Source organism: Candidatus Avelusimicrobium stercoris, from assembly GCF_002437085.1.
GTDB classification, from domain to species: Bacteria; Elusimicrobiota; Elusimicrobia; order Elusimicrobiales; family Elusimicrobiaceae; genus Avelusimicrobium; species Avelusimicrobium stercoris.
Map to the genome: position 1 here is coordinate 35,652 of NZ_DJOA01000015.1, position 19,419 is coordinate 55,070.

Annotated in this window: 13 protein-coding genes; 9 read left to right on the forward strand and 4 right to left on the reverse strand. The window is 50.6% G+C overall.

Features of this window, described 5'->3' with window-relative positions; genetic code table 11:
• The first annotated feature begins 9 nt into the window (after nucleotides 1-9).
• Nucleotides 10-780 carry a type IV pilin protein gene (locus tag B2118_RS02605; RefSeq protein WP_428053076.1) on the forward strand — a complete coding sequence of 257 codons (771 nt, stop codon included), beginning with the start codon at nucleotides 10-12 and terminating at the stop codon, nucleotides 778-780.
• Nucleotides 781-838: 58 nt separating this feature from the next.
• Here the strand turns inward: B2118_RS02605 and B2118_RS02610 are convergent, their stop codons facing one another.
• The 3 genes from B2118_RS02610 to B2118_RS02620 form a co-directional block, all read right to left on the reverse strand.
• Complete coding sequence (locus tag B2118_RS02610) at nucleotides 839-1,249, reverse strand: hypothetical protein (protein ID WP_428053078.1); 411 nt, start codon at nucleotides 1,247-1,249, stop codon at nucleotides 839-841.
• Nucleotides 1,250-1,357: 108 nt separating this feature from the next.
• Nucleotides 1,358-2,143 (reverse strand): inositol monophosphatase family protein, encoded by a 786-nt coding sequence (locus B2118_RS02615; protein ID WP_428053080.1) that lies wholly within the window; start codon nucleotides 2,141-2,143, stop codon nucleotides 1,358-1,360.
• Nucleotides 2,140-3,630 carry a TM0106 family RecB-like putative nuclease gene (locus tag B2118_RS02620; protein WP_428053083.1) on the reverse strand — a complete coding sequence of 497 codons (1,491 nt, stop codon included), beginning with the start codon at nucleotides 3,628-3,630 and terminating at the stop codon, nucleotides 2,140-2,142. The genes B2118_RS02615 and B2118_RS02620 overlap by 4 nt, the downstream gene beginning before the upstream one ends.
• A 97-nt stretch (nucleotides 3,631-3,727) precedes the next feature.
• Between B2118_RS02620 and B2118_RS02625 the strand changes: the two genes are divergently transcribed.
• Together B2118_RS02625 and def are read left to right on the forward strand one after the other, a co-directional pair.
• Nucleotides 3,728-4,201, forward strand: coding sequence for a PTS sugar transporter subunit IIA (locus B2118_RS02625; protein WP_428053085.1), 474 nt, complete (start codon nucleotides 3,728-3,730; stop codon nucleotides 4,199-4,201).
• 40 nt (nucleotides 4,202-4,241) lie between these two features.
• The gene (gene def, locus B2118_RS02630) at nucleotides 4,242-4,766 is read left to right on the forward strand and encodes a peptide deformylase (protein WP_177748746.1); all 525 of its coding nucleotides are present in this window, start codon (nucleotides 4,242-4,244) and stop codon (nucleotides 4,764-4,766) included.
• Between the two features lie 107 nt (nucleotides 4,767-4,873).
• On the opposite strand, the gene gpmA is transcribed toward def, so the two are convergent.
• Nucleotides 4,874-5,620 (reverse strand): 2,3-diphosphoglycerate-dependent phosphoglycerate mutase, encoded by a 747-nt coding sequence (gene gpmA, locus B2118_RS02635; RefSeq protein ID WP_428053087.1) that lies wholly within the window; start codon nucleotides 5,618-5,620, stop codon nucleotides 4,874-4,876.
• 102 nt (nucleotides 5,621-5,722) lie between these two features.
• On the opposite strand from gpmA, the gene B2118_RS02640 reads away from it, so the two are divergent.
• From B2118_RS02640 to B2118_RS02665, 6 genes are all read left to right on the forward strand, one after another.
• Nucleotides 5,723-6,451, forward strand: coding sequence for a hypothetical protein (locus tag B2118_RS02640; RefSeq protein WP_428053089.1), 729 nt, complete (start codon nucleotides 5,723-5,725; stop codon nucleotides 6,449-6,451).
• A gap of 9 nt (nucleotides 6,452-6,460) precedes the next feature.
• Entirely contained in the window at nucleotides 6,461-6,634 is a 174-nt protein-coding gene (locus tag B2118_RS02645; protein ID WP_428053090.1) for a hypothetical protein, read from the forward strand.
• Between the two features lie 41 nt (nucleotides 6,635-6,675).
• The gene (locus B2118_RS02650; RefSeq protein WP_428053092.1) at nucleotides 6,676-7,113 is read left to right on the forward strand and encodes a hypothetical protein; all 438 of its coding nucleotides are present in this window, start codon (nucleotides 6,676-6,678) and stop codon (nucleotides 7,111-7,113) included.
• 329 nt (nucleotides 7,114-7,442) lie between these two features.
• Nucleotides 7,443-16,820 carry an SDR family NAD(P)-dependent oxidoreductase gene (locus tag B2118_RS02655; RefSeq protein WP_428053094.1) on the forward strand — a complete coding sequence of 3,126 codons (9,378 nt, stop codon included), beginning with the start codon at nucleotides 7,443-7,445 and terminating at the stop codon, nucleotides 16,818-16,820.
• A gap of 6 nt (nucleotides 16,821-16,826) precedes the next feature.
• On the forward strand, nucleotides 16,827-17,462 hold the full coding sequence (locus B2118_RS02660) for a 4'-phosphopantetheinyl transferase family protein (protein WP_428053096.1): 636 nt from the start codon (nucleotides 16,827-16,829) through the stop codon (nucleotides 17,460-17,462).
• A 33-nt stretch (nucleotides 17,463-17,495) separates the two neighbouring features.
• Nucleotides 17,496-19,100 (forward strand): acyl-CoA carboxylase subunit beta, encoded by a 1,605-nt coding sequence (locus B2118_RS02665; RefSeq protein WP_428053098.1) that lies wholly within the window; start codon nucleotides 17,496-17,498, stop codon nucleotides 19,098-19,100.
• The last annotated feature ends 319 nt before the right edge of the window (nucleotides 19,101-19,419 follow it).

Consider the following 19,419-nt stretch of genomic DNA (forward strand, 5'->3'; position numbering starts at 1 on the left):
GGAGAAAAAATGAAAGGATTTAGTGATGTTTTATTGTCATTGTTGTCATTCCAGGGCCCGCATACAAGCGGGAACCTGGAATCCAGAAATAAAATAAGGAGTTTTTCTAATAAACAGACTGGATCCCAGGTTCACGCCTGGGATGACAACTACAACAACAGATCCCGGATAAAGACCTTCCGGGATGACGACAAAAGATGTATTTTTTATTGTTGCCGTTTCGTTGGCTTGCGACATTACAAAAACAATGCGGCTTCTCTAATCAAAAGAGAGCGGAAAATCGGCGGCCCGCTAGGGTGCCGCCTGCAAGGCACGGCAACGTCAGGTTTTACCCTTATTGAATTGTTGGTAGTTGTTCTCATTATTGGTGTTTTGTCGGCTGTTGCGTTGCCACAATACAACAAAGCCGTAGAAAAAAGCCGCGCCACTGAGGCCTTAACTATGATTCGGGCGGCTATTCAGGCCGAAGAAGCCTATTACTTGGCAAATGGCGAATATACCGACGATATGGAGGCCTTGGATATCTCTATTCCAAGTACCGATAATTTTTATTTAGAATCCTTGGCCGATGGGGATGAGGACGATTCCCGAATACAAATTTATAACGAAAGAACAGGTATGCGTTCTTGGTGGATATATTATTATAAAAATAAGACTTTAAATTGTCAGGTGGAAAAAGAGGAGCCCAGCGGTTCTTTGGCAAGAAGTGTTTGTAAATCTTTTTCCAGTAAAGAAGTAACTTGTTTGGAGCCTGAATACGATTGTTATGTGATGAACTGACATAAAAAGCCCCGCGGATTGCGGGGCTTTTTCATAAGCAAATTTCTATTTAAATTTTTTATTCAAATATGCCGGAACTTTCCAGCGCGTTGAGGGCTTTGGTAATGTCGTTCACCACCACAATCCAGCGGCTGTTGGGGCCCGCTCCGGCGGTACCATAAATAGTAGTGATATTAATGCCGTGGCCGGAGAGTACCGCGCCGATGTCCCGCAAGAGTCCTACGCGGTTGACGGTGTCTATGCAGATAGCGTCCGTCTTTACGCTGGTAAAACCCGCCTTCGTCAGCGCGTGGCTGATTTCCTGGTCGTATTTCACCACTAGGCGGACGACGGCCGCATCGTAGCGGACGTCCTGCGAAATAGCGATTACGTCCACATTTTCGCGCACGAATAATTCGGCAAAATTTTTGAGCGCACCCGGTTCATTTATCAGGAAGACGCTGTACTGTTTCACTACGTTGATAGACATAAAAACCCCTTATAAATAAAACCCTATTTAAAATTATAGCACACCCCCGCTGCTGATACAACAAAAAAGGACCGCTTTTTGGCGGTCCTTTTCAAAAGTGTTTAACTCTTATTTTTCAGTCTCTTTAATAATTTTGAGCATTTGCGCGTGAATTTTGCCGTTAGAGGCCAAAATCGTGTGCCCAAAGTCTTTTATTTTTTTGTATTTCTTGCCGGAATAATCCGTAACCTTTCCGCCTGCTTCTTGCAGGATAAGCACGCCCGCGCTGACGTCCCACGGGTTCAAATTGTCTTCCCAATAGCCGTCCAAACGCCCGGCGGCCAGCCAGCACAAGTCCAGCGCGGCGGAGCCCAAGCGGCGTACATCGTGGCAGGAGTTTAAAAAGCGTCCAAAGCGGTTTAGCAACATCGGCAGCCGCGTAAAGCGGTCATACGGGAACCCTGTAACCAATAAGGATTGTTCCAATTTAGCCGTTTTGGAAACGTGTATTCTTTTGCCGTTTAGCGTGGCACCCTTGCCCTTTTGGGCCAAAAAGGTTTCGCCCGTGGCCGGGTTTACTACGCCGCCCAAAACGGGTTCATTTTTGTAGAAAAGCGCAACAGATACGCTGCATTGCGGAAAAGTATGTGCAAAATTGGTGGTGCCGTCAATCGGGTCAATCACCCAAGTGTAATCCGCCCCTGTGCTTTTTACACCGTTTTCCTCGGCTAAATAGTCGTGCTCGGGGAAATTCTTTTTAATCAGGGCCAAAACGGCCTTTTGGCTGGCAACATCGGCCTTGGTAACCAAGTTGGCCTTGCCCTTTAATTCGTAGCCCACCTTGCCAAAATTCTTGCGTACAATCTTGGCCGCGGCTTGTAAGCACTCTTGGAGTACGGCAAATTCTTTCTTCATTTTTTCAGGTCCAGTACGTCGGCTTCCTTTAATTTGTTTTCAAGGATGAGCATTGCTTTGCAGTCGTCCTCGTTATACATCAATACTTTATTGAGCAAATCTTGGTTGCCGGTTTTCAGCCAGTTAGTAAAATAGACCATACTGTCCATTGCACCGCAGTCATCCTGCCGCCAGTTAAAGCCAAAGGCGGGCGCAGCCGCTTTGAGCGAAAAACTGGGCGCGGGTAAGTAGAACTGCTTGTTGACGGAAACCTTTAAGTCGTAGCAAATGGAACAGAGCGCCTTTAATTTGGCTTCGTCCTTCGGGTTTTTTCCGGCCAGATTCTTCATCTTTTTTACTTCGTATTCCGTCCAATGGTAGAGGGCTGTGTCGGAAAAATCCTTGATATAATCGTAGAACTGTTCAAAGATTTTAATTTCTTCTTCCGGCGTTTTGGCCACAAAACTGACGTATTTGTCTTCCTCTTTGTCCCAAATGCCGATTAAATAGACGAAGGAAACATTGTCCTTGGTGAAGGTTTCCGTGGCTTCAAAATCAAAATACAAATTGTATTTTTTTACGGGCGGCGGAAAATGCCCCGCTTCGCGCAGTACGGGTTTGTTGTACAGATACGCCAAGGAATTGTAATAGGAATCCGTGGCGTGCGGCTCCTCCAAAATACCCCGTAATTTTTCCAACCCGGCGTGCGCCACATCGTCAGTAGTGAACATCCCATTTATTTTAAGGCATTGGCGCATTTCGGTATTTAGGCCGGGAAGCATTAATAAATCCTTGCTTTGGGCTACTACCTTGTTGGCGTAAACGCGCCACGGCGCGCTGGCAGCCTTAGGCGGCTTGTGTGCTTCCGGGCGGGCCTTGCCGTCGCGGATACTGCGCCAATAGGCCAGTTCCCGCGCCAAGCGGTCGCAATGGTCGGCGTAGCAGACGTCAACCGTGCGGTCGCGCAGAAATACGCGCGTATTGGCGGGTGTATATTTTTGTGCACAGCCCAGCATACGGTTGAGCAAACACACCTGTAAGGCGTAATGTTCCTTTAAATCGTGCGCCCGCTTAAATTGAAAAATGTGATAATGATAGTTGCCCCACGCGCTGGGCGCGTCGTTGGAGCGGACGAGTAAATTCACGCTGCCATAGGTGCTTTCGGGCAGGTTCCACAGCAGGGCATTGGCGATGGCGCTTTCGCCCTTTGCCATCGCGGCCAAGGTATTTTTAAAGCGTTCGCTTTCCGTTTCGCCCGTGATAAACACCACGCCCGGGAATTCCTGCTTAATCCAATGGTCGCGGACGGTGCGGTCCGTGCGGATTTTTAAATTTTCGTAGCGGTTTGTTTCCGGGACGGCTTCTTCTTTGGGGGCGTGAAAAAAGCACCAAATGCTAAAAGGGTCTTCCAGCAAGGAAAACATCTTGGAAGCATTAAAATCCTGTTTCCCGGGCACGCGGCCTGCGGAAAGGGTGTTAAAAAGGGTTTGCAACTCGTTCTCTGTCATTATATATGTATTCTATCTTTTTTAGAGGGGGAATAAAACCGCTTTTTGGCAACTTGCCAGCGGGGGGGCTTATTTGCTACCATAAAAACCTAGAATTATGGCTTTAAAAGAACAAACAAAAATGAACCTGGGCAGCCTGATTTCGGCGCAAAATGTGCTGGTGGCGCCCGAAGGGTTAAATAAAGAGGGCTTAATTGAAACCTTGGTGCGTATGGCCTGCCGGAAGAATCCGCGCCTGAACCCGCCTGAGGTAACTGCCCAAGTGTTGGAGCGCGAAAAAGGTATCAGCACCACCCTGGATACGGGCTTGGCTATTCCGCACGCCCGCGTGGAGGAACTGGACGATTTTTCCGCCGCTCTTGCCGTGTTGCCCGCCCCGGTGTTGGATGAACACCATAATAATTTGCCTATCCGCGTGATGTTTTTGTTTTTATCGCCCGCCAAGCCGGCTTTCTTTCAAAAGCACTTGCAGGTATTGGCCGCTTTGGCTGAAACCTTCCGCCCTGATTTTATCCAAGAACTCCTTACCTTAAAAGACCCGCAGGCCGTGGCCGAACGCCTATCCCGCTGACGGGGCTTCCGACCGCGCCCAATTATGCTAGAATAAATTTATGGCAATATTGCGTGTAACAAAATACGGCGAGGACATCCTGCGCCAAAAATTGAAACCTGTTGATTTTAAAGCGTTGCAGCCGCAACTGCCCCAACTGCTAAAAGATATGGAGGAGACTTGTTTGGCGGTTAAGGGCGTTGGCTTGGCGGCCAACCAAATTGGGCTGGATTACCGTTTGGCGGTAATTTTAATCCCCGAAAGTGATAAAGAAAACGCCCCTTTAAAAAGATATGTAATTATTAACCCCGAAATTCTTTCTATGCGGGGGGAAAAGTTGGAGGAAGAGGGGTGCCTTTCTCTGCCTGGTTTGTGGGCGGAGGTAAAGCGGGCGACGGACGTAACTTTAAAATACACCGACGAAAACGGGGTAGAACAAGTCAAGCGCGCCCGCGGTCTGCTGGCCAAGGCGTTCCAACACGAAGTGGACCACTTGGACGGCAAATTGTTTATTGATTTGGTGGACCCGGTATTAAAGCCGGAACTTAAAAAAGCAATTAAAAAATTGCGCAAAAACTGGAACTAAAAAATTGCTTTCAAATTACAGTCCTGCGGACAAGTTTATCTTTTCCGCAGGACTTGTGGTCATAAAACCATTTTTTACTTGGTGCCGGACAAGTTGTTTTAAGTGTATTACTTTGCCTTGCCTTGGTTGGCAACGGCGGCCATTTTCTTTTTGATTTCTTCCGCGTCGCCTAAGAAATAATCCTTTTGCAGTTTTAAGTCATCCGAAAACTCAAACACATACGGCACGCCCGTCGGCAAATTGAGGCCGATAATGTCCGTGTCCGAAATGTTTTTAAGGTGTTTTACAATTCCGCGCAAACTGTTTCCGTGCGCCGCTACAATAATTTCGTTAGCCGTTTTTAAATGCGGGAAAATCACCTCGTTCCAATACGGCAAAATGCGGTTTACCGTGTCGCACAGGGCTTCGGTCAGCGGCAAATCCTTGGGGTTTACGCCCGCATAGCGTTTGTCATTTTGCGGGGCGCGCGGGTCGTCCAAGGTTAAAGCGGGCGGGCGCACATCATAACTGCGCCGCCACAGTTTTACCTGTTCGTCGCCGTATTTTTTGGCGGTTTCGGCTTTGTTTAAGCCCTGCAAAGCGCCGTAGTGCTTTTCGTTTAAGCGCCACGTTTTTTCCACGGGCAGCCAATCTTGGTTGAGCACGTCCAGCACGCAGTTTAAAGTTTTTACCGCGCGTTTTAAATAAGAGGTATAAGCCGCATCAAAATAAAATCCGGCGTCCTTTAATAATTTTCCGGCGTTTAACGCCTCTTCCACCCCTTGGGGCGTTAAGTCCACATCCGTCCAACCCGTAAAGCGGTTTTCCAAATTCCACTGGCTCTGCCCGTGGCGTAAAAGTACAAGTCTTTTCATACAAACCTCCTGTTTGTCTATATATTAGTTCTTTTTGCGGCAAGCGTAAAGCGGCTTTATGGGTTACTTTGGTATAATGTTTGCAGGGGAATTTAAGTATTTATGCAACCGATTTGTATTATGAAGTTTGGCGGCAACACATTAGCCAACAAACAAAAACTTTTAATGGCGGCGGACTTGATTAAAGCCCGCTACTCGGCCGGGTTTATTCCGGTGGTGGTGGCTTCCGCCAACGGCAATTTGACCGATGTGCTTTTGGACCACGCGTTTAGTATTACGCCTAACCCGGATAAGCGCGAGTTGGATATGCTGATTACCACCGGGGAGCGCGTGAGCGTGGCGCTTTTGTCTATTGCCTTGCGGGCCAAGGGGGTGCCGTCCGTCTCGCTGACGGGCTCGCAAATCGGCCTTATTACTACTTGCACCCATACGGGCGCGGATATTTTAAAGTTAAAGGGCGACCGCTTATTGCACGAAATTGAGGCCGGAAATGTTCCCATTGTGGCGGGATTTCAGGGCATTGGCGAGAATAAGGAAATTACCACCTTAAAGCGTGGGGGGAGTGATGTGTCCGCCGTGTTTTTGGCGGCCCAATTAGGCGCGGACCACGTGGAAATGATTAAGGACGTGGACGGCGTTTATTCCGCAGACCCTAATAAGGACGTAAAGGCGCAAAAATACGAGGTGCTGGATTTTGACGAAATGTACAAACTGGCCTTAAACGGCGCGAGTGTGCTTCACCCGGATGCCGTGCGCCTGGCCAAGGAAAAAGGCGTGGAAATACGAATCGTCCACTATCAAACGGGCCAAACGGGCACGGTTATTAAATAGGAGCAAAAAATGCACTTAACTTTTAAATTTAACACTTTTGGAATTATTTCTTTTTTGGTGCTGTGTGGGCTGTTTTATTGGCTGTGCCCGGTGCCGGATAAGGCCTTTTGGCGCTACCTTATATATGGGGTGTTTGCGCTGGGGGCGTTTTTTGCCAGTTTTGTGATTGTCCGCCCAAAATAACGGGCGTATCAGAACCTTAAAAATATGGTATTATAAAAACTATGGAAACTACCGTCATTTTACAACTTATCGGTTTTACCGTTTGCTTTATTTTACTGTTCGTTTTTACGGCCAAGTACCGCGCGGCCTTGGCGCACGAAACGGACTTTGAACCGGCTGTGGAGGATTTAACTGTTGTAACCGTGGCCCAGCCGCCCGCCTTTAAACCGCGTGCTTCGCTGCTTCAATCGTTGCAGGGTTCGTCCTCTTTGGACTTAGCGGATTTAAAGGAAAAAGTGAAAAGTTTGCATTACCGTTTGGAAGAACTCAAAATGGCGCAAGATAAATCTGCGGGTGATTTGGCAAAACAAATGGCCCGTATGGAACAGCGTATGAGCACCTTTGAACAGGAATATGTAACCAAACTCCAACCCACTTTGTTAAGCCTGATTGAAGACTTGGAAAATATGAAAGTGGCGGAAGAAAAAACGCAAAAATAGTTCCAAATTTGCTTTATCCTTACTTAAAACCGTCGCAAAACTTGCGGCGGTTTTAATATTTTAAGCAAAAATATTTTGGTTTGGGACTATTTAAAAACGCAAAATCAGCCTTAATTTTGCAAAAAATGCTCTCTTGATAAAAATGCGGTCTAGGACGGAGAACCTTCCAAAACCGGGCGCAAAGAGGTTAAATTCTGACAAAACGGATTAGATTTTGTCAATACTCTTGCGCAAAAAGACGGTTTAAAATTTGTTTTGCCTTGCTAAATTTCCTAAAATATATCTATATACGTATGCCAAGGAAAGAGGATTTTACGTTAGGAGAACAAATGAAAAATAAAAACCTTGAACCTATCGCCATTGTTGGTATTGGGGCGATTATGCCCGGAGCGTTGAACAAAGACGAATTCTGGACAAACATTAAAGAAGGCAAATACTGCATTACCGAAATTCCCGCGTCGTACTGGGACTACCATCTCTTTTACAGTCCCGACCACAAAGCAGAAGACAAACTGTACTCCAAAATCGGCGGTTTTATTCCGCAAAGTTTCAAATTTAATTCCTTAAAATACCGTATTCCCCCGCAAATTGCCAAGCAAATGGACACGGTGCAGCACCTGGCCATTGAAACCACCCGTATGGCCTTGGAAGATGCCGGATACGATAAAAAAGCCTATGACCATAACCGCACCGCGGTAATTATTGGTAACTCTATGGGCGGTATGAAGAACGAAATGTCCAACACCCGCTTGAACCGTCCGTTCTTGTACGAAATTCTCAAAAATACCTCCTCTTTCAAGTCGCTGGCCCCGGCCGACGCCCAGAAAATGCTGGACGAAATGGATGCGGGCGTGCGCGAAAAATTTTCCCCGATTAACGAAGACTCTATGCCGGGCGAACTGGCAAACGTTATTCCGGGCCGCGTAGCCAACGTGTTTGATTTGCACGGCACGAACTTTGCGGTGGACGCCGCTTGCGCCACCTCTTTGGCGGCTATTGACCAGGCCGTGAACGGCCTGCGTATGGGGAACTTTGATATGGCCGTAGCCGGCGGCGTGGACCAAATGATGTCGCCCTCCGCTTATATTAAGTTCTGCAAAATCGGTGCCTTGTCCGAAGACGGCTCCTATCCCTTTGATGCCCGCGCAAACGGCTTTGTAATGGCCGAAGGCGCCGGTATGGTTATTTTGAAACGCTTGTCCGACGCCGTGAAAGACGGCGACCGCGTGTATGCCGTTATCCGCGCCGTGGGGGCTTCCTCCGACGGTAAAGGCAAAGGCATTACCGCGCCGAACCCCAAGGGCCAAAAATTGGCTGTGGAAAAAGCGTTTGAACAGTTGGACTACACCCCCGGTGATGTAGGCCTGATTGAAGCGCACGGTACGGGTACCCGCGTAGGCGATGCTACCGAACTGGGCGCTTTGACCGAACTTTTTGCTCCGTATGCCAAACCGGGTACGATTGGCCTCGGCAGCGTAAAGAGCCAAATCGGCCACGCCAAAGCGGCGGCCGGTATCGCTTCTTTAATCAAAACGACGCTCGCCTTATATAATAAGGTGTTGCCGCCGTCTGTCAATTTCAAAACGCCCAACCCGATTGTGGATTGGACCACCTGCCCCTTCCGCGTGATTACGCAAACGGAAGAGTGGAGCACCAACAAAGTGCGCCGCGCCAACGTTTCCGCGTTCGGCTTTGGCGGCACGAACTTCCACGTGGCTATGGAAGAAATGAACGACGGCCTTTTGAAACAGGCCGAAGAAGCCACTCATCACACCGTTTCAACCCCCGTACAGGAGAAATCTACTATGAGCAGCAGTTACACCCTTCACGTTCCCGGTGAAAAAATCCAGAGCGACGTTTTAACTTTCTCCGCCGCCACCAAACAGGAACTTTTTAACGTGTTGGATAAAGCCGTTGTCGCTATCCAATATGATCCCACTTACTTGCCGAGCATTTCCTACAAGAACCATATGGCCAAACCCGGCAAATTTGCGGTAACCATTAACGTGGAAAACCCGGAAAAATTAAAAGAAAAAATTGAATTTTTCAAGAAAACCGCTTCCACCCAGGATGTGTGGGAAAAAGAATCCTTGTACCTGCGTATGAAAGGCATTTATCCTTTCACTCCGACGGAAATCAAACCGAAAGTCTGCTTTATGTTCCCCGGCCAGGGTTCCCAGTATGTGGATATGATGAAGGACTTGGCTTCCAAATATAAAGTAGTGCAGGACACCTTTGACGAAGCCGACCGCTTGCTGATGAACATTATCGGACAGAACCTGACGGACACCTTGTGGAGCAAACCCGGCGAAACCAAAGAACAAATCGCCGTGCGCGAAGCCGCCATTAAAAAGACCGAAATGACCCAGCCCGCTGTACTTACGGCCGATATCGCTATGATGCGCTTGTTGTCCTCGTTCGGCATTAAGCCGGATGTGGTAATGGGCCACAGTTTGGGCGAATACGCCGCCGCCGTAGCTGCCGGGATTTTTGATTTTGAAAACGGTTTGAAGGCTGTTTGCACCCGCGGTAAGGTAATGTCTGAAATTAAAGTAGAAGACAACGGTAAAATGGCTTCTATCGCGGCCCCCGTGGAACGCGTAGAACCCGAACTCGTGCGCATCAATGGTTATGTGGCCGTAGCGAACAAGAACTGCCCGACCCAGACCGTTATTGCGGGCGCCAGCAAAGCCGTGGACGATGCTATTAAGATGTTTACCGATATGGGTATTCAGGCGGTGCAAATCCCGGTTTCGCACGCCTTCCACTCCGCTATCGTGCGCCCGGCTATGCCGCAGTACCGCGCGTTCTTGGATACGCTTACTTTCCACGCCCCCAAGATGCCGATTACGACCAACGTTACGGCGGAATTTTACCCGAGCGACCCCGAAAAAATCAAAGACCTTATGGTTACGCAGATTTCGCACTCTGTGGAATGGATTAAACAACTCCAAACCACGTATGATTCCGGCGTGCGCTTGTTTGTAGAGTGCGGCCCGAAACGCGTGCTTTCTGCCTTGGCCTCTAACACCTTGTCTGACAAAAAAGATATCAAAGTGTTGGCCTCCAACCACCCCAAAAAGGGCGGTATTGTGGAATTTAACGACTTGTTTGCGAACTTAATTTCCTCTGGTATTCATTTGGATTGGACTGGTACTGATATGTACGGTGATAACCATACCTTTAACCCGGCTTTTGTAAACTGGGTAACCGGCAATGCCACCCCGGTTGAAAAAACCGAAGGCACCACCGAAACCCCCAAAACCTGCGCGTGCAAAGTTTCCGCGCCCGCCGCGAACAACGGTAAAAAATCCGTTGTAATTAGCGGTATTGCTGCTGGCGGTCCCGGCAGTTGGGATAAAATCTTCCGCGAGGGCGTACTGGACGAAATTCTTTCCGGCCGCAATATGATTGAGCCTGTCTCTGCGGAAATCCAGCAGAAACAAATTGATAAACACGTTGAATTTGTTATCAAATCCAAAGACGGCAACCACCGCTTTGAACGCTTGACCTCCCCGATGCAGGCCATTAAATTGGCGGCCAAGGGCGGCGCGTTTGACTTGGAAAAAGAATTTGGCCTGCCCGCCAAATGGGTCCGCTCTATGGACCGTAGTTTCCAGCTGGCCATTGCCGCTGGTATCTTGGCCTTGAAGGACGCGGGTATCCCGTTGGTGCTTTATTACAAACCCACCTCTACGGGCGGCTACTTGCCGGACCGCTGGGGTCTGCCGGCTGAAATGATTGACGAAACGGGTGTGATTTTCACCTCCGCTTTCCCGGTGGCCAACAGTATGATGGGCGATCTCTCCAAACGTGTGGCCGGTTTGCTTAACAACAAAACCGCCAAAGAAGTCCGCGCGTTTTGCGATAAATTTGTTGCCCAAATTTCCGACCCGGCCCTCAAAGCCGAAATTGAGGCTTGGTACAGAGATAATTTTAAAGATAAAGAAATTGAACCCGAAGCCTTTACCTCGGAATTTATTTTAAAGACTATTATCATTGCCCATTGCCACTTCTGCCAATGGATCCGCGCCCGCGGCCCGGCGACGGCTATGAGCGCCGCTTGCGCTTCCACCGCCCAGGCGATTGCTGTGGCGCAGGACTGGATTAAACTCGGCCGCTGCAAACGCGTTATCGTTATCAGCGCCGACGACATTACCAATGATAATGTGTCTGAGTGGATTTTGACGGCCTTCTTGGCCTCCGGCGCCGCTACCACGGAAGCCGACGTTACCAAGGCCGCCTTGCCTTTTGACCGCCGCCGCAACGGTATGATTGTGGGTATGGGTGCGGTCTCCTTAGTAGTGGAAGACGAAGCCGAAGTAGCCAAACGCGGTATGAAGCCGTTGGCTAAACTTTTGTCCACCGAAATCGCCAACAGCGGTTTCCACGTAACCCGCTTGGACGTGGGCCACGTTGCCCAGGTAATGAACCGCTTGGTAACCCACGCGGAACAGGAATATGGCTTGAACCGCTCCGACATTGCCAAACAGTTGGTGTTCATCTCTCACGAAACCTATACGCCTGCCCGCGGCGGTTCCGCCAGCGCCGAAGCGTATGCGCTTAAATCTACCTTTGGTAAGGACGTCAGCAGTGTTATCGTCAGCAACACCAAGGGTTTCACCGGGCACTCTATGGGTGCCGGGTTGGAAGACGCCATCGCCGTGCGCTGCCTGAACACGGGCCTCGTACCGCCGATTGCAAACTTTAAAGAAGCCGACCCCGAATTGGAAGGTATTACGCTTAGCAAAGGTGGCCACTATAACTTTAAATACGCCTTGCGCTTAGCCGCCGGGTTTGGTTCCCAACTGGGTATGACGTTACTTGAAAAAGTGTGGCAAGAGGGTGAACCCCGTATCGCCGACGAAGCCAAACACGCGGCTTGGCTGAAAGCTATTTCCGGCCAGGAAGCCCCGGTGTTGGAAGTCGTGCAGAACACCTTGCGCATTAAAGACAATTATCGCCACGGCGTAAAACCCGCCTTGGTGATGGAAGGCTCTCAGGCGTTTGTGGATAAAGTGAACACGATTCACGCCCACGAAGCCAAAACTGCGGCCCCTGTGGCCGCTCCTGCGGCGCAGCCTGCGGTAGCCCAAGCGACGGTAACGCCCGCGCCTGTGGCCGCTCCGGCGGTCGCGTTGGACGAAGCCAGCGTAACCAAAGAAGTCGTCAAAATGGTTGGCGAAAAAACGGGTTACCCCGAAGATATGTTGGATATTGACCTGGATATGGAAGCCGATCTCGGCATTGATACGGTGAAACAAGCCGAACTCTTTGCTGCGTTGCGTGAGCATTATGGCATTGCCCAGCAAGACGGTATCCAGTTAAAGGACTATCCGACGATTCGCCATTGCATTAAATTTGTGCTCGCTAACGCGGGCAAGCCTGCGGCTGCGGTAGCCCCGGCTCCGGCTGTACAAGCCCCGGTCGCCGCTCCTGTGGCGCAAGCCGCTGTGGCTCCTGCCGCTAAACCTGCGACCGCGTTGGACGAAGCCAGCGTAACCAAAGAAGTTGTCAAAATGGTTGCTGAAAAGACGGGCTATCCGGAAGATATGTTGGATATTGACCTAGATATGGAAGCCGACCTTGGTATTGATACCGTGAAGCAGGCTGAACTTTTTGCCGCGTTGCGTGAGCATTATGGCATTGCCCAGCAAGATGGTATCCAGTTGAAGGACTATCCGACGATCCGCCATTGCATTAAATTTGTGCTCGCTAACGCGGGCAAACCTGCGGCTGTGGCACCTGTGGCCGCTCCCGCGCCTGCGGTAGCCCCGGCTCCGGCTGTACAAGCACCGGTCGCCGCTCCTGTGGCGCAAGCCGCTGTGGCTCCTGCCGCTAAACCTGCGGCCGCGTTGGACGAAGCCAGCGTAACGAAAGAAGTAGTAGGTATGGTGGCTGAAAAGACGGGTTATCCGGAAGATATGTTGGATATTGACTTGGATATGGAAGCCGATCTCGGTATTGATACCGTGAAACAGGCTGAACTCTTTGCCGCCTTGCGCGAACATTACGGCATTGCCCAGCAGGAAGGTATCCAGTTGAAGGATTATCCGACGATCCGCCATTGCATTAAATTTGTGCTCGCAAATGCGGGTAAAGCCACGGCTCCTGTGGCCGCTCCTGCGGTGGCCCAAGCGGCGGTAACGCCTGCCCCGGCTCCTGTACAGGCTCCGGCGGCGGTGGTAGCCCCTGTGGCTGCCGCTAAACCTGTGGCCGCGCTTGATGAAGCGACGGTAACCAAAGAAGTTGTCAAAATGGTTGCTGAAAAGACGGGTTACCCCGAAGATATGTTAGACTTGGACTTGGATATGGAAGCCGACCTCGGTATTGATACCGTGAAACAGGCTGAACTCTTTGCCGCAATGCGCGAACACTATGGCATTGCCCAGCAAGATGGTATCCAGTTGAAGGACTATCCGACGATCCGCCATTGCATCAAATTTGTGCTCGCAAATGCGGGCAAACCTGCGGCTGCGGCCCCCGCTCCGGCGGCTGTTGCGGCTCAACCCGTAATAGCCCCGGCTCCTGTGGCGCAACCTGCGGTTGCTCCTGCTCCGGCTGTACAGCCCGCTCCTGCCGCTAAACCGGCGGTAGCGTTGGATGAAGCCAGCGTAACGAAAGAAATCGTTAAAATGGTCGCCGAAAAGACGGGCTACCCGGAAGATATGTTGGATTTGGACTTGGATATGGAAGCCGACCTCGGTATTGATACCGTGAAACAGGCTGAACTCTTTGCCGCAATGCGCGAACACTATGGCATTGCCCAGCAGGAAGGTATCCAGTTGAAGGACTACCCGACAATCCGCCATTGCATTAACTTTGCCTTGGCTAATGCGGGTGGCAAGTCTGCGGCGGTAACCGCTCCGGTGGCAGATAAACCTGCTGTGCTCCCGCTTCCTACGGAAGAAAAACCCGTCGTAACCGAACCGGCCAAAGCAGAAGTAAAACCCGCTCCTGCCGTGGAAGCGTCTGTTGCGCCCGCACCGAAACTTATTAAAAAGCCGGCCCACATTATTGCCGAACACATTGGTAAACCGCAGGAAGATGCGTTGATTACCAACCCGACGGCTCCGATTGAAAAGCATTTCTCGCTGGCGGAACGCCCCGAAAGAGAAGGTTATCAGGGCGAACATTGCCACGAAAAGAAATTGCGCTATGTTACCACGGTGGCCGATGCGCCGCTTACGGAACGCGAAAACAGACGCTTGTCCAAGGACCGCACGGTGTTGTTGTTTGCCGATAATTCCCAACTGATTAAGGCGTATGCGGAAGAATTTAAAGAATTGGGCGTAAAATACCACGTATTTACCACGCTCAAAACCCGCAGCAAAAATACGACCATTGTAAATTGGGAATCGTACGAAGAGACCGAAGCGGCCTTGAAAGCCTACGAAGCCGAGGATCCGAACATCCAAGGTATCGTATATCTGTTGGGCGCTACGATTAAGAAATTTGATAAAAAAGCCAGCCCGCACGCCGAACTGACCAAATACGTAATGCCGCTGTTCATTGCGTTGCGCGTATTTGAAAAGGGCCTTGCTAACCGCCAGGACGCCGATACGTTCTTTGCGGTGAACACCAAGATTGACGGTAACTTCGGCTACACGACCAAGGATGAGTTTAACCCGATTGTGGGCGCGCTCACGGGCGGTACCACCTGCTACCGCAAAGACGTGTACGAACGCACGGGCGCCATTAGCAAATTAATGGACTTTGAACCCACCGCCACGCCGGACGAAATGGCCCAAAAGACGATGGACGAAGTGCTCCACGGCGATATGCGCCTGATGATTGGTACGAGAGACAACGTGCGCTCCACGATTCTCTCCTTGCCGACCCGCTTGGATAAGAGCGTCAAACACTTTGACCTCGCCGGTAAAACCATTATCTTCACGGGTTCCGGCCGCGGTATTGGTGCGATGCTTTCCCAAAAGATTGCCGCCCAATACCACAGCAAAATCATCGTCTTGGATATTATTGAAATCCAAGAAAAAACACCGTTGTGGGCTTCTATGAACGAAGCCGAACTGGCCGCGCTCAAAAAACAAATCTGGGAAGACCTCAAAGCCGATCCGACCAAAAAGGCTACCCCGGTAATGTTGGAACGCGCTTTCGGCCGTGTGAAGGATTCCATTACGCTCTATAACAACTTGCAGAAACTGCGCAACTTGGGTAGCGAAGTGGAATACTACCATTGCGACGTGATGAACTCCTCTATGATGAAGGAAGTTTGCACCAAGATTAAAGCCAAAAACGGCCGCGTGGATGGGCTCATCCACTTTGCGGGCTTGGAACGCTCCAAACTGATTTACGATAAAGACCCGGCTGAATATTACCGTATCTTTGACGTAAAAGCCACGAGTTTTGCCACGTTCTTGGCTAACAACATTGTCCGCGACGACGGCTTCTTCGCCTTTGCCTCCTCTATTGCCGGTAAATACGGCAACTTGGGCCAGAGCGACTACGCTAGCGCCAACGACTACTTGGCCAAATCTGCCTTGTCCTTGTCTAACCAAGGCTACCGCGCCATCAGCATTGCTATGAGTGCTTACAAAAATGTAGGTATGGGCGTGCGTGCCGGTGTGGAAACCTTCTTGCGCTCCAACGGTGTGGACTTTGTGGACCCCGAAGACGGTATGCAAATCTTCTTGGACGAAATCGTCTATGGACGCGTGCCGGAAATCGTGCTCACGGGTTCGTTGGGCCGCTTGGACTGGGACCATCAGTTAAAGTTTGAATGGGACGAAATCGGAGCCGCAGACAACGGCTCCGATGACTCCGCCAACGGCGGCAATACGCCCGCCGCTCCGGCGGCTGCCCCCAAAGCGGCGGCTCCGGCGGTAGATTCTGCCAAGGCTACGCACTTTTTGGGCGAAGTAAAATCGCTCCAAAAGGGTTCCGAAATCCATTTGGAAAAAGAATTTAACTTAAATTCCGACCCGTACTTGGCCGACCACGCCATTGAGGGCACGCCGTATGTGCCGGGCGTAATGGGCATTGAAACGTTTATGGAAACGGCTACCGCGCTCACGGGCGAGGTCCCGCAGGGATTAAAGGATGTTCACTTCTACCTGCCGATTAAACTGTTAAGAAACCGCCCGCAAGCCGTGCGCGTAATCGGTAAAGCCTCTGGTAATGAAGCCTCTATGGAAATTGAAAGCGACTTCATTAACAGCAAGGGCGTGAAGATGGGTAACACCCGCCGCCACTTTACCGCGCATACGCTGGGTTCCTTTGTTTCCACTTGGGACTCCGTAAAAGCCGAAGCGATGACGGGCCTCAACGCCCCGATGAGCGTAAGCAAAGAAGAAATTTATAAAAAGTATTTCCACGGTCCTTCCTTCCAAGTGTTGGCCGGGATTGTCCGCGTAGATAAACACGCTTCCTTGGCGGTTTACCACACGACTCCGCGCCCGCAATGGAACGACGGCCCGCGCACCTTGCTCGCTAACCCGATGCTGATTGAAGCGGCGTTCCAATGCTGCGGCTTCCAGGATATGAGCATTGAGCACAAAATGACGTTGCCCGACGGTATCGCCGAAGTGGCCGTACTCAATAAACAAGTACCGCCCGCCCAGTTGTATTTGTACGGCGTGAACCGCGGTAACACCGCCGACGGAAAAACCCTCCACGACGCCTATGTGTTTGATGCGCAGGGCAATGTGTGGGTGGAAATTCACGGCTATCAGGCTATCGGCCAATAAGGCGCGATGTCCTGCCAACTGAAAGTTGTTGATTTAAATAATCTGCCCCCGGCCGAAAAAATCCTGGGCGCGAAGGAAAGTGCGTTTTTTCAAACGCTCCGCTTTCCTAAACGCCGTACGGAGTGGCTCGGGGGCAGATTTGCGTTAAAGGAACTTGTGCAGCAAGCCACGGGCGTGGATAAAAAAGAGATAGAAATTTTACCCCAGCCAAGCGGAAAACCGCTTTTGCGGGTGGGGGGAAAAGACAGCCCGCTGGCGTTTAGCATTACGCACAGCCACGGTTTTGCCGTAGCGGGGTTAGCCAAAGAAGATACCGTTTTGGGCATAGATTTGGAAAAAACCGTACACCGCATAGAGGCGTGGGCCAAGGATTTTTTCCACCCCACGGAACTGACAGAAAAAAGTGATACCTTTTTAACGGCCTTGTGGACCCAAAAGGAAGCACTTGTAAAGGTGCTGGGCACGGGGCTTTCTTTAAATAGTTATGATGTGCGGTGCGTAAACGGCCACGCGGAATTTTACGGCCCGGCGTTGGCCGCTTACGAAAAACTGGGCCGCCCGGCGTTGGAAATAAAAACGTGGGAGTTGGTTCCCGGTTTTATGTTTACGCAGGCCTGCGGGAAAATCAGCCCGGTTATTTAGTAAAATATAAGTAAGACAGATTTGGAGGGAGCAATGATTGAACTTTTTGAAGATCCCAGATTAGACAAGCCGTCGGACCAGCCCGCTCCGGCCAGTTTAGTTAAGTTTAGACAAATTTCCCAAGACGCCCTAAAAGGCGCCGGCGAGGCGCGCATCAAAGCCCAGAAGGACAAAGGCAAGATGACCGCCCGCGAACGTATTTCTTACCTGCTGGACAAAGACAGTTTTTTAGAAATCAAAAGTTTAATGGAAAGTTCTTGCAGCGACTTTGGTATTAAAGATAAACATATCAAGGGCGACGGTGTAATTACCGGTTTTGGCCGTATTAACGGGCGCGAAGTGGCTCTGTTCGCGCAGGACTTTACGCAACTGGGCGGCTCGCTCGGGTTGGCTCACGCCAAAAAAATTGCGGCGTTAATGGACCGCGCATTGGAAGCCAAAATCCCGGTAATCGGTTTGTACGATTCCGGGGGCGCCCGTATTCAAGAGGGCGTGGACAGTTTGAACGGTTACGGTGAAATTTTTTACCGCAACGTAAAAGCCTCCGGCGTAATCCCGCAGATTTCTGTTATTTTAGGCCCTTGCGCGGGTGGTGCGGCTTATTCCCCGGCGCTTACCGATTTTATTTTTATGGTGGAAGGTATCAGCCATATGTTCATCACGGGCCCGGGCGCTGTGAAGGCGGCCACCGGCGAAGAAGTAGATTTTGATACCTTGGGCGGTTCCCGCCCGCACAGCGAAAAGAGCGGTGTGTGCCAGTTTGTCGCCAAGTCGGAGCAGGACTGCTTCCGCCAAGTGCGCGAACTTCTATCTTTCCTGCCGCAAAACTGTGAGGAAAACCCGCCGTTAGACACCACCAGCGATTTGGCTTCCCGCCAAGTTCCGGTGTTGGAACGCGTGTGCGAAATGGACCCCAAGAAGGCGTTCCGTATTCACCACGTTATTTGGCGTTTGGCCGACGATTTCGGCTTCTTTGAAATCCACCAGAATTTTGCTAAAAACGTCGTTACAGGCTTTATCCGCTTGGGCGGCCAAGTGGTCGGCGTGGTAGCCAACAACCCGGCCTGCTTGGGCGGTGCGCTGGATAGCGACGCAAGCGACAAGGCCGCGCGCTTTATCCGCTTCTTAAATGCGTTTAATATCCCGCTCTTGACGCTGGTGGACACGGGGGGATATCTCCCTGGCGTGCAACAGGAACACGGTGGTATTATCCGCCACGGCGCGAAACTTTTGTACGCGTATTCCGAGGCGTCTATTCCCAAAGTTACACTCGTTTTGCGCAAAGCCTACGGCGGTGCGTATATTGCAATGGGTTCTAAATACTTGCGTGGGGATTTCAACTTTGCGTTCCCCAGCGCGGAAATTGCAGTAATGGGCCCGCGCGGTGCGGTGGAAATTTTGTACTCGCGCGATTTGAAGGCCGAGCAAGACCCCGCCAAGAAAGAGGAACTCAAACAGAAGATGACCCAGCAGTATTCCGACAAGTTCGCTTCGCCCTATCAGGCGGCGACCAACGGGTCTATTGACGAGATTATTGAGCCTTCTGACGCGCGCAGTAAAATTATCCGTGCGTTTGCGGTGCTGAAAGGCAAGCGCGACCCGCGCAAAAACCCGCATAAGGGTAATATCCCGCTGTAATAAAGCGGTTTACAAATTCAAAAGTCAAAGCCCTCTGATAAGTTTTTAGAGGGCTTTACTTTTGTGTTTGCCGCTGCCGTTATTAACAAAAGTAGGTTATCCTGAATTTATTTCAGGATCTACCGATTGTGTTGTTGTTGGTGGACCTAATGGCAACTACCCAAGATGTAGATTCTGAAAACCTTGCAGACCGCCAGTTCAGAATGCCCCCCATTTTTATAACAGCCTTTTCCCCGTCGTCATCCCGGAAGGTTTTTATCCGGGATCTGTTGTTTGTCGTTGTCTTTTGGGTAGTTATTCATAAAGGGGTTGTTTTGTT

Coding starts and splice junctions, on each gene's coding strand:
- B2118_RS02605 (WP_428053076.1), top strand. CDS start 10: ATGAAAGGATTTAGTGATGTTTTATTGTCATTGTTGTCATTCCAGGGC.
- B2118_RS02610 (WP_428053078.1), bottom strand. CDS start 1,249: ATGTCTATCAACGTAGTGAAACAGTACAGCGTCTTCCTGATAAATGAA.
- B2118_RS02615 (WP_428053080.1), bottom strand. CDS start 2,143: ATGAAGAAAGAATTTGCCGTACTCCAAGAGTGCTTACAAGCCGCGGCC.
- B2118_RS02620 (WP_428053083.1), bottom strand. CDS start 3,630: ATGACAGAGAACGAGTTGCAAACCCTTTTTAACACCCTTTCCGCAGGC.
- B2118_RS02625 (WP_428053085.1), top strand. CDS start 3,728: ATGGCTTTAAAAGAACAAACAAAAATGAACCTGGGCAGCCTGATTTCG.
- def (WP_177748746.1), top strand. CDS start 4,242: ATGGCAATATTGCGTGTAACAAAATACGGCGAGGACATCCTGCGCCAA.
- gpmA (WP_428053087.1), bottom strand. CDS start 5,620: ATGAAAAGACTTGTACTTTTACGCCACGGGCAGAGCCAGTGGAATTTG.
- B2118_RS02640 (WP_428053089.1), top strand. CDS start 5,723: ATGCAACCGATTTGTATTATGAAGTTTGGCGGCAACACATTAGCCAAC.
- B2118_RS02645 (WP_428053090.1), top strand. CDS start 6,461: ATGCACTTAACTTTTAAATTTAACACTTTTGGAATTATTTCTTTTTTG.
- B2118_RS02650 (WP_428053092.1), top strand. CDS start 6,676: ATGGAAACTACCGTCATTTTACAACTTATCGGTTTTACCGTTTGCTTT.
- B2118_RS02655 (WP_428053094.1), top strand. CDS start 7,443: ATGAAAAATAAAAACCTTGAACCTATCGCCATTGTTGGTATTGGGGCG.
- B2118_RS02660 (WP_428053096.1), top strand. CDS start 16,827: ATGTCCTGCCAACTGAAAGTTGTTGATTTAAATAATCTGCCCCCGGCC.
- B2118_RS02665 (WP_428053098.1), top strand. CDS start 17,496: ATGATTGAACTTTTTGAAGATCCCAGATTAGACAAGCCGTCGGACCAG.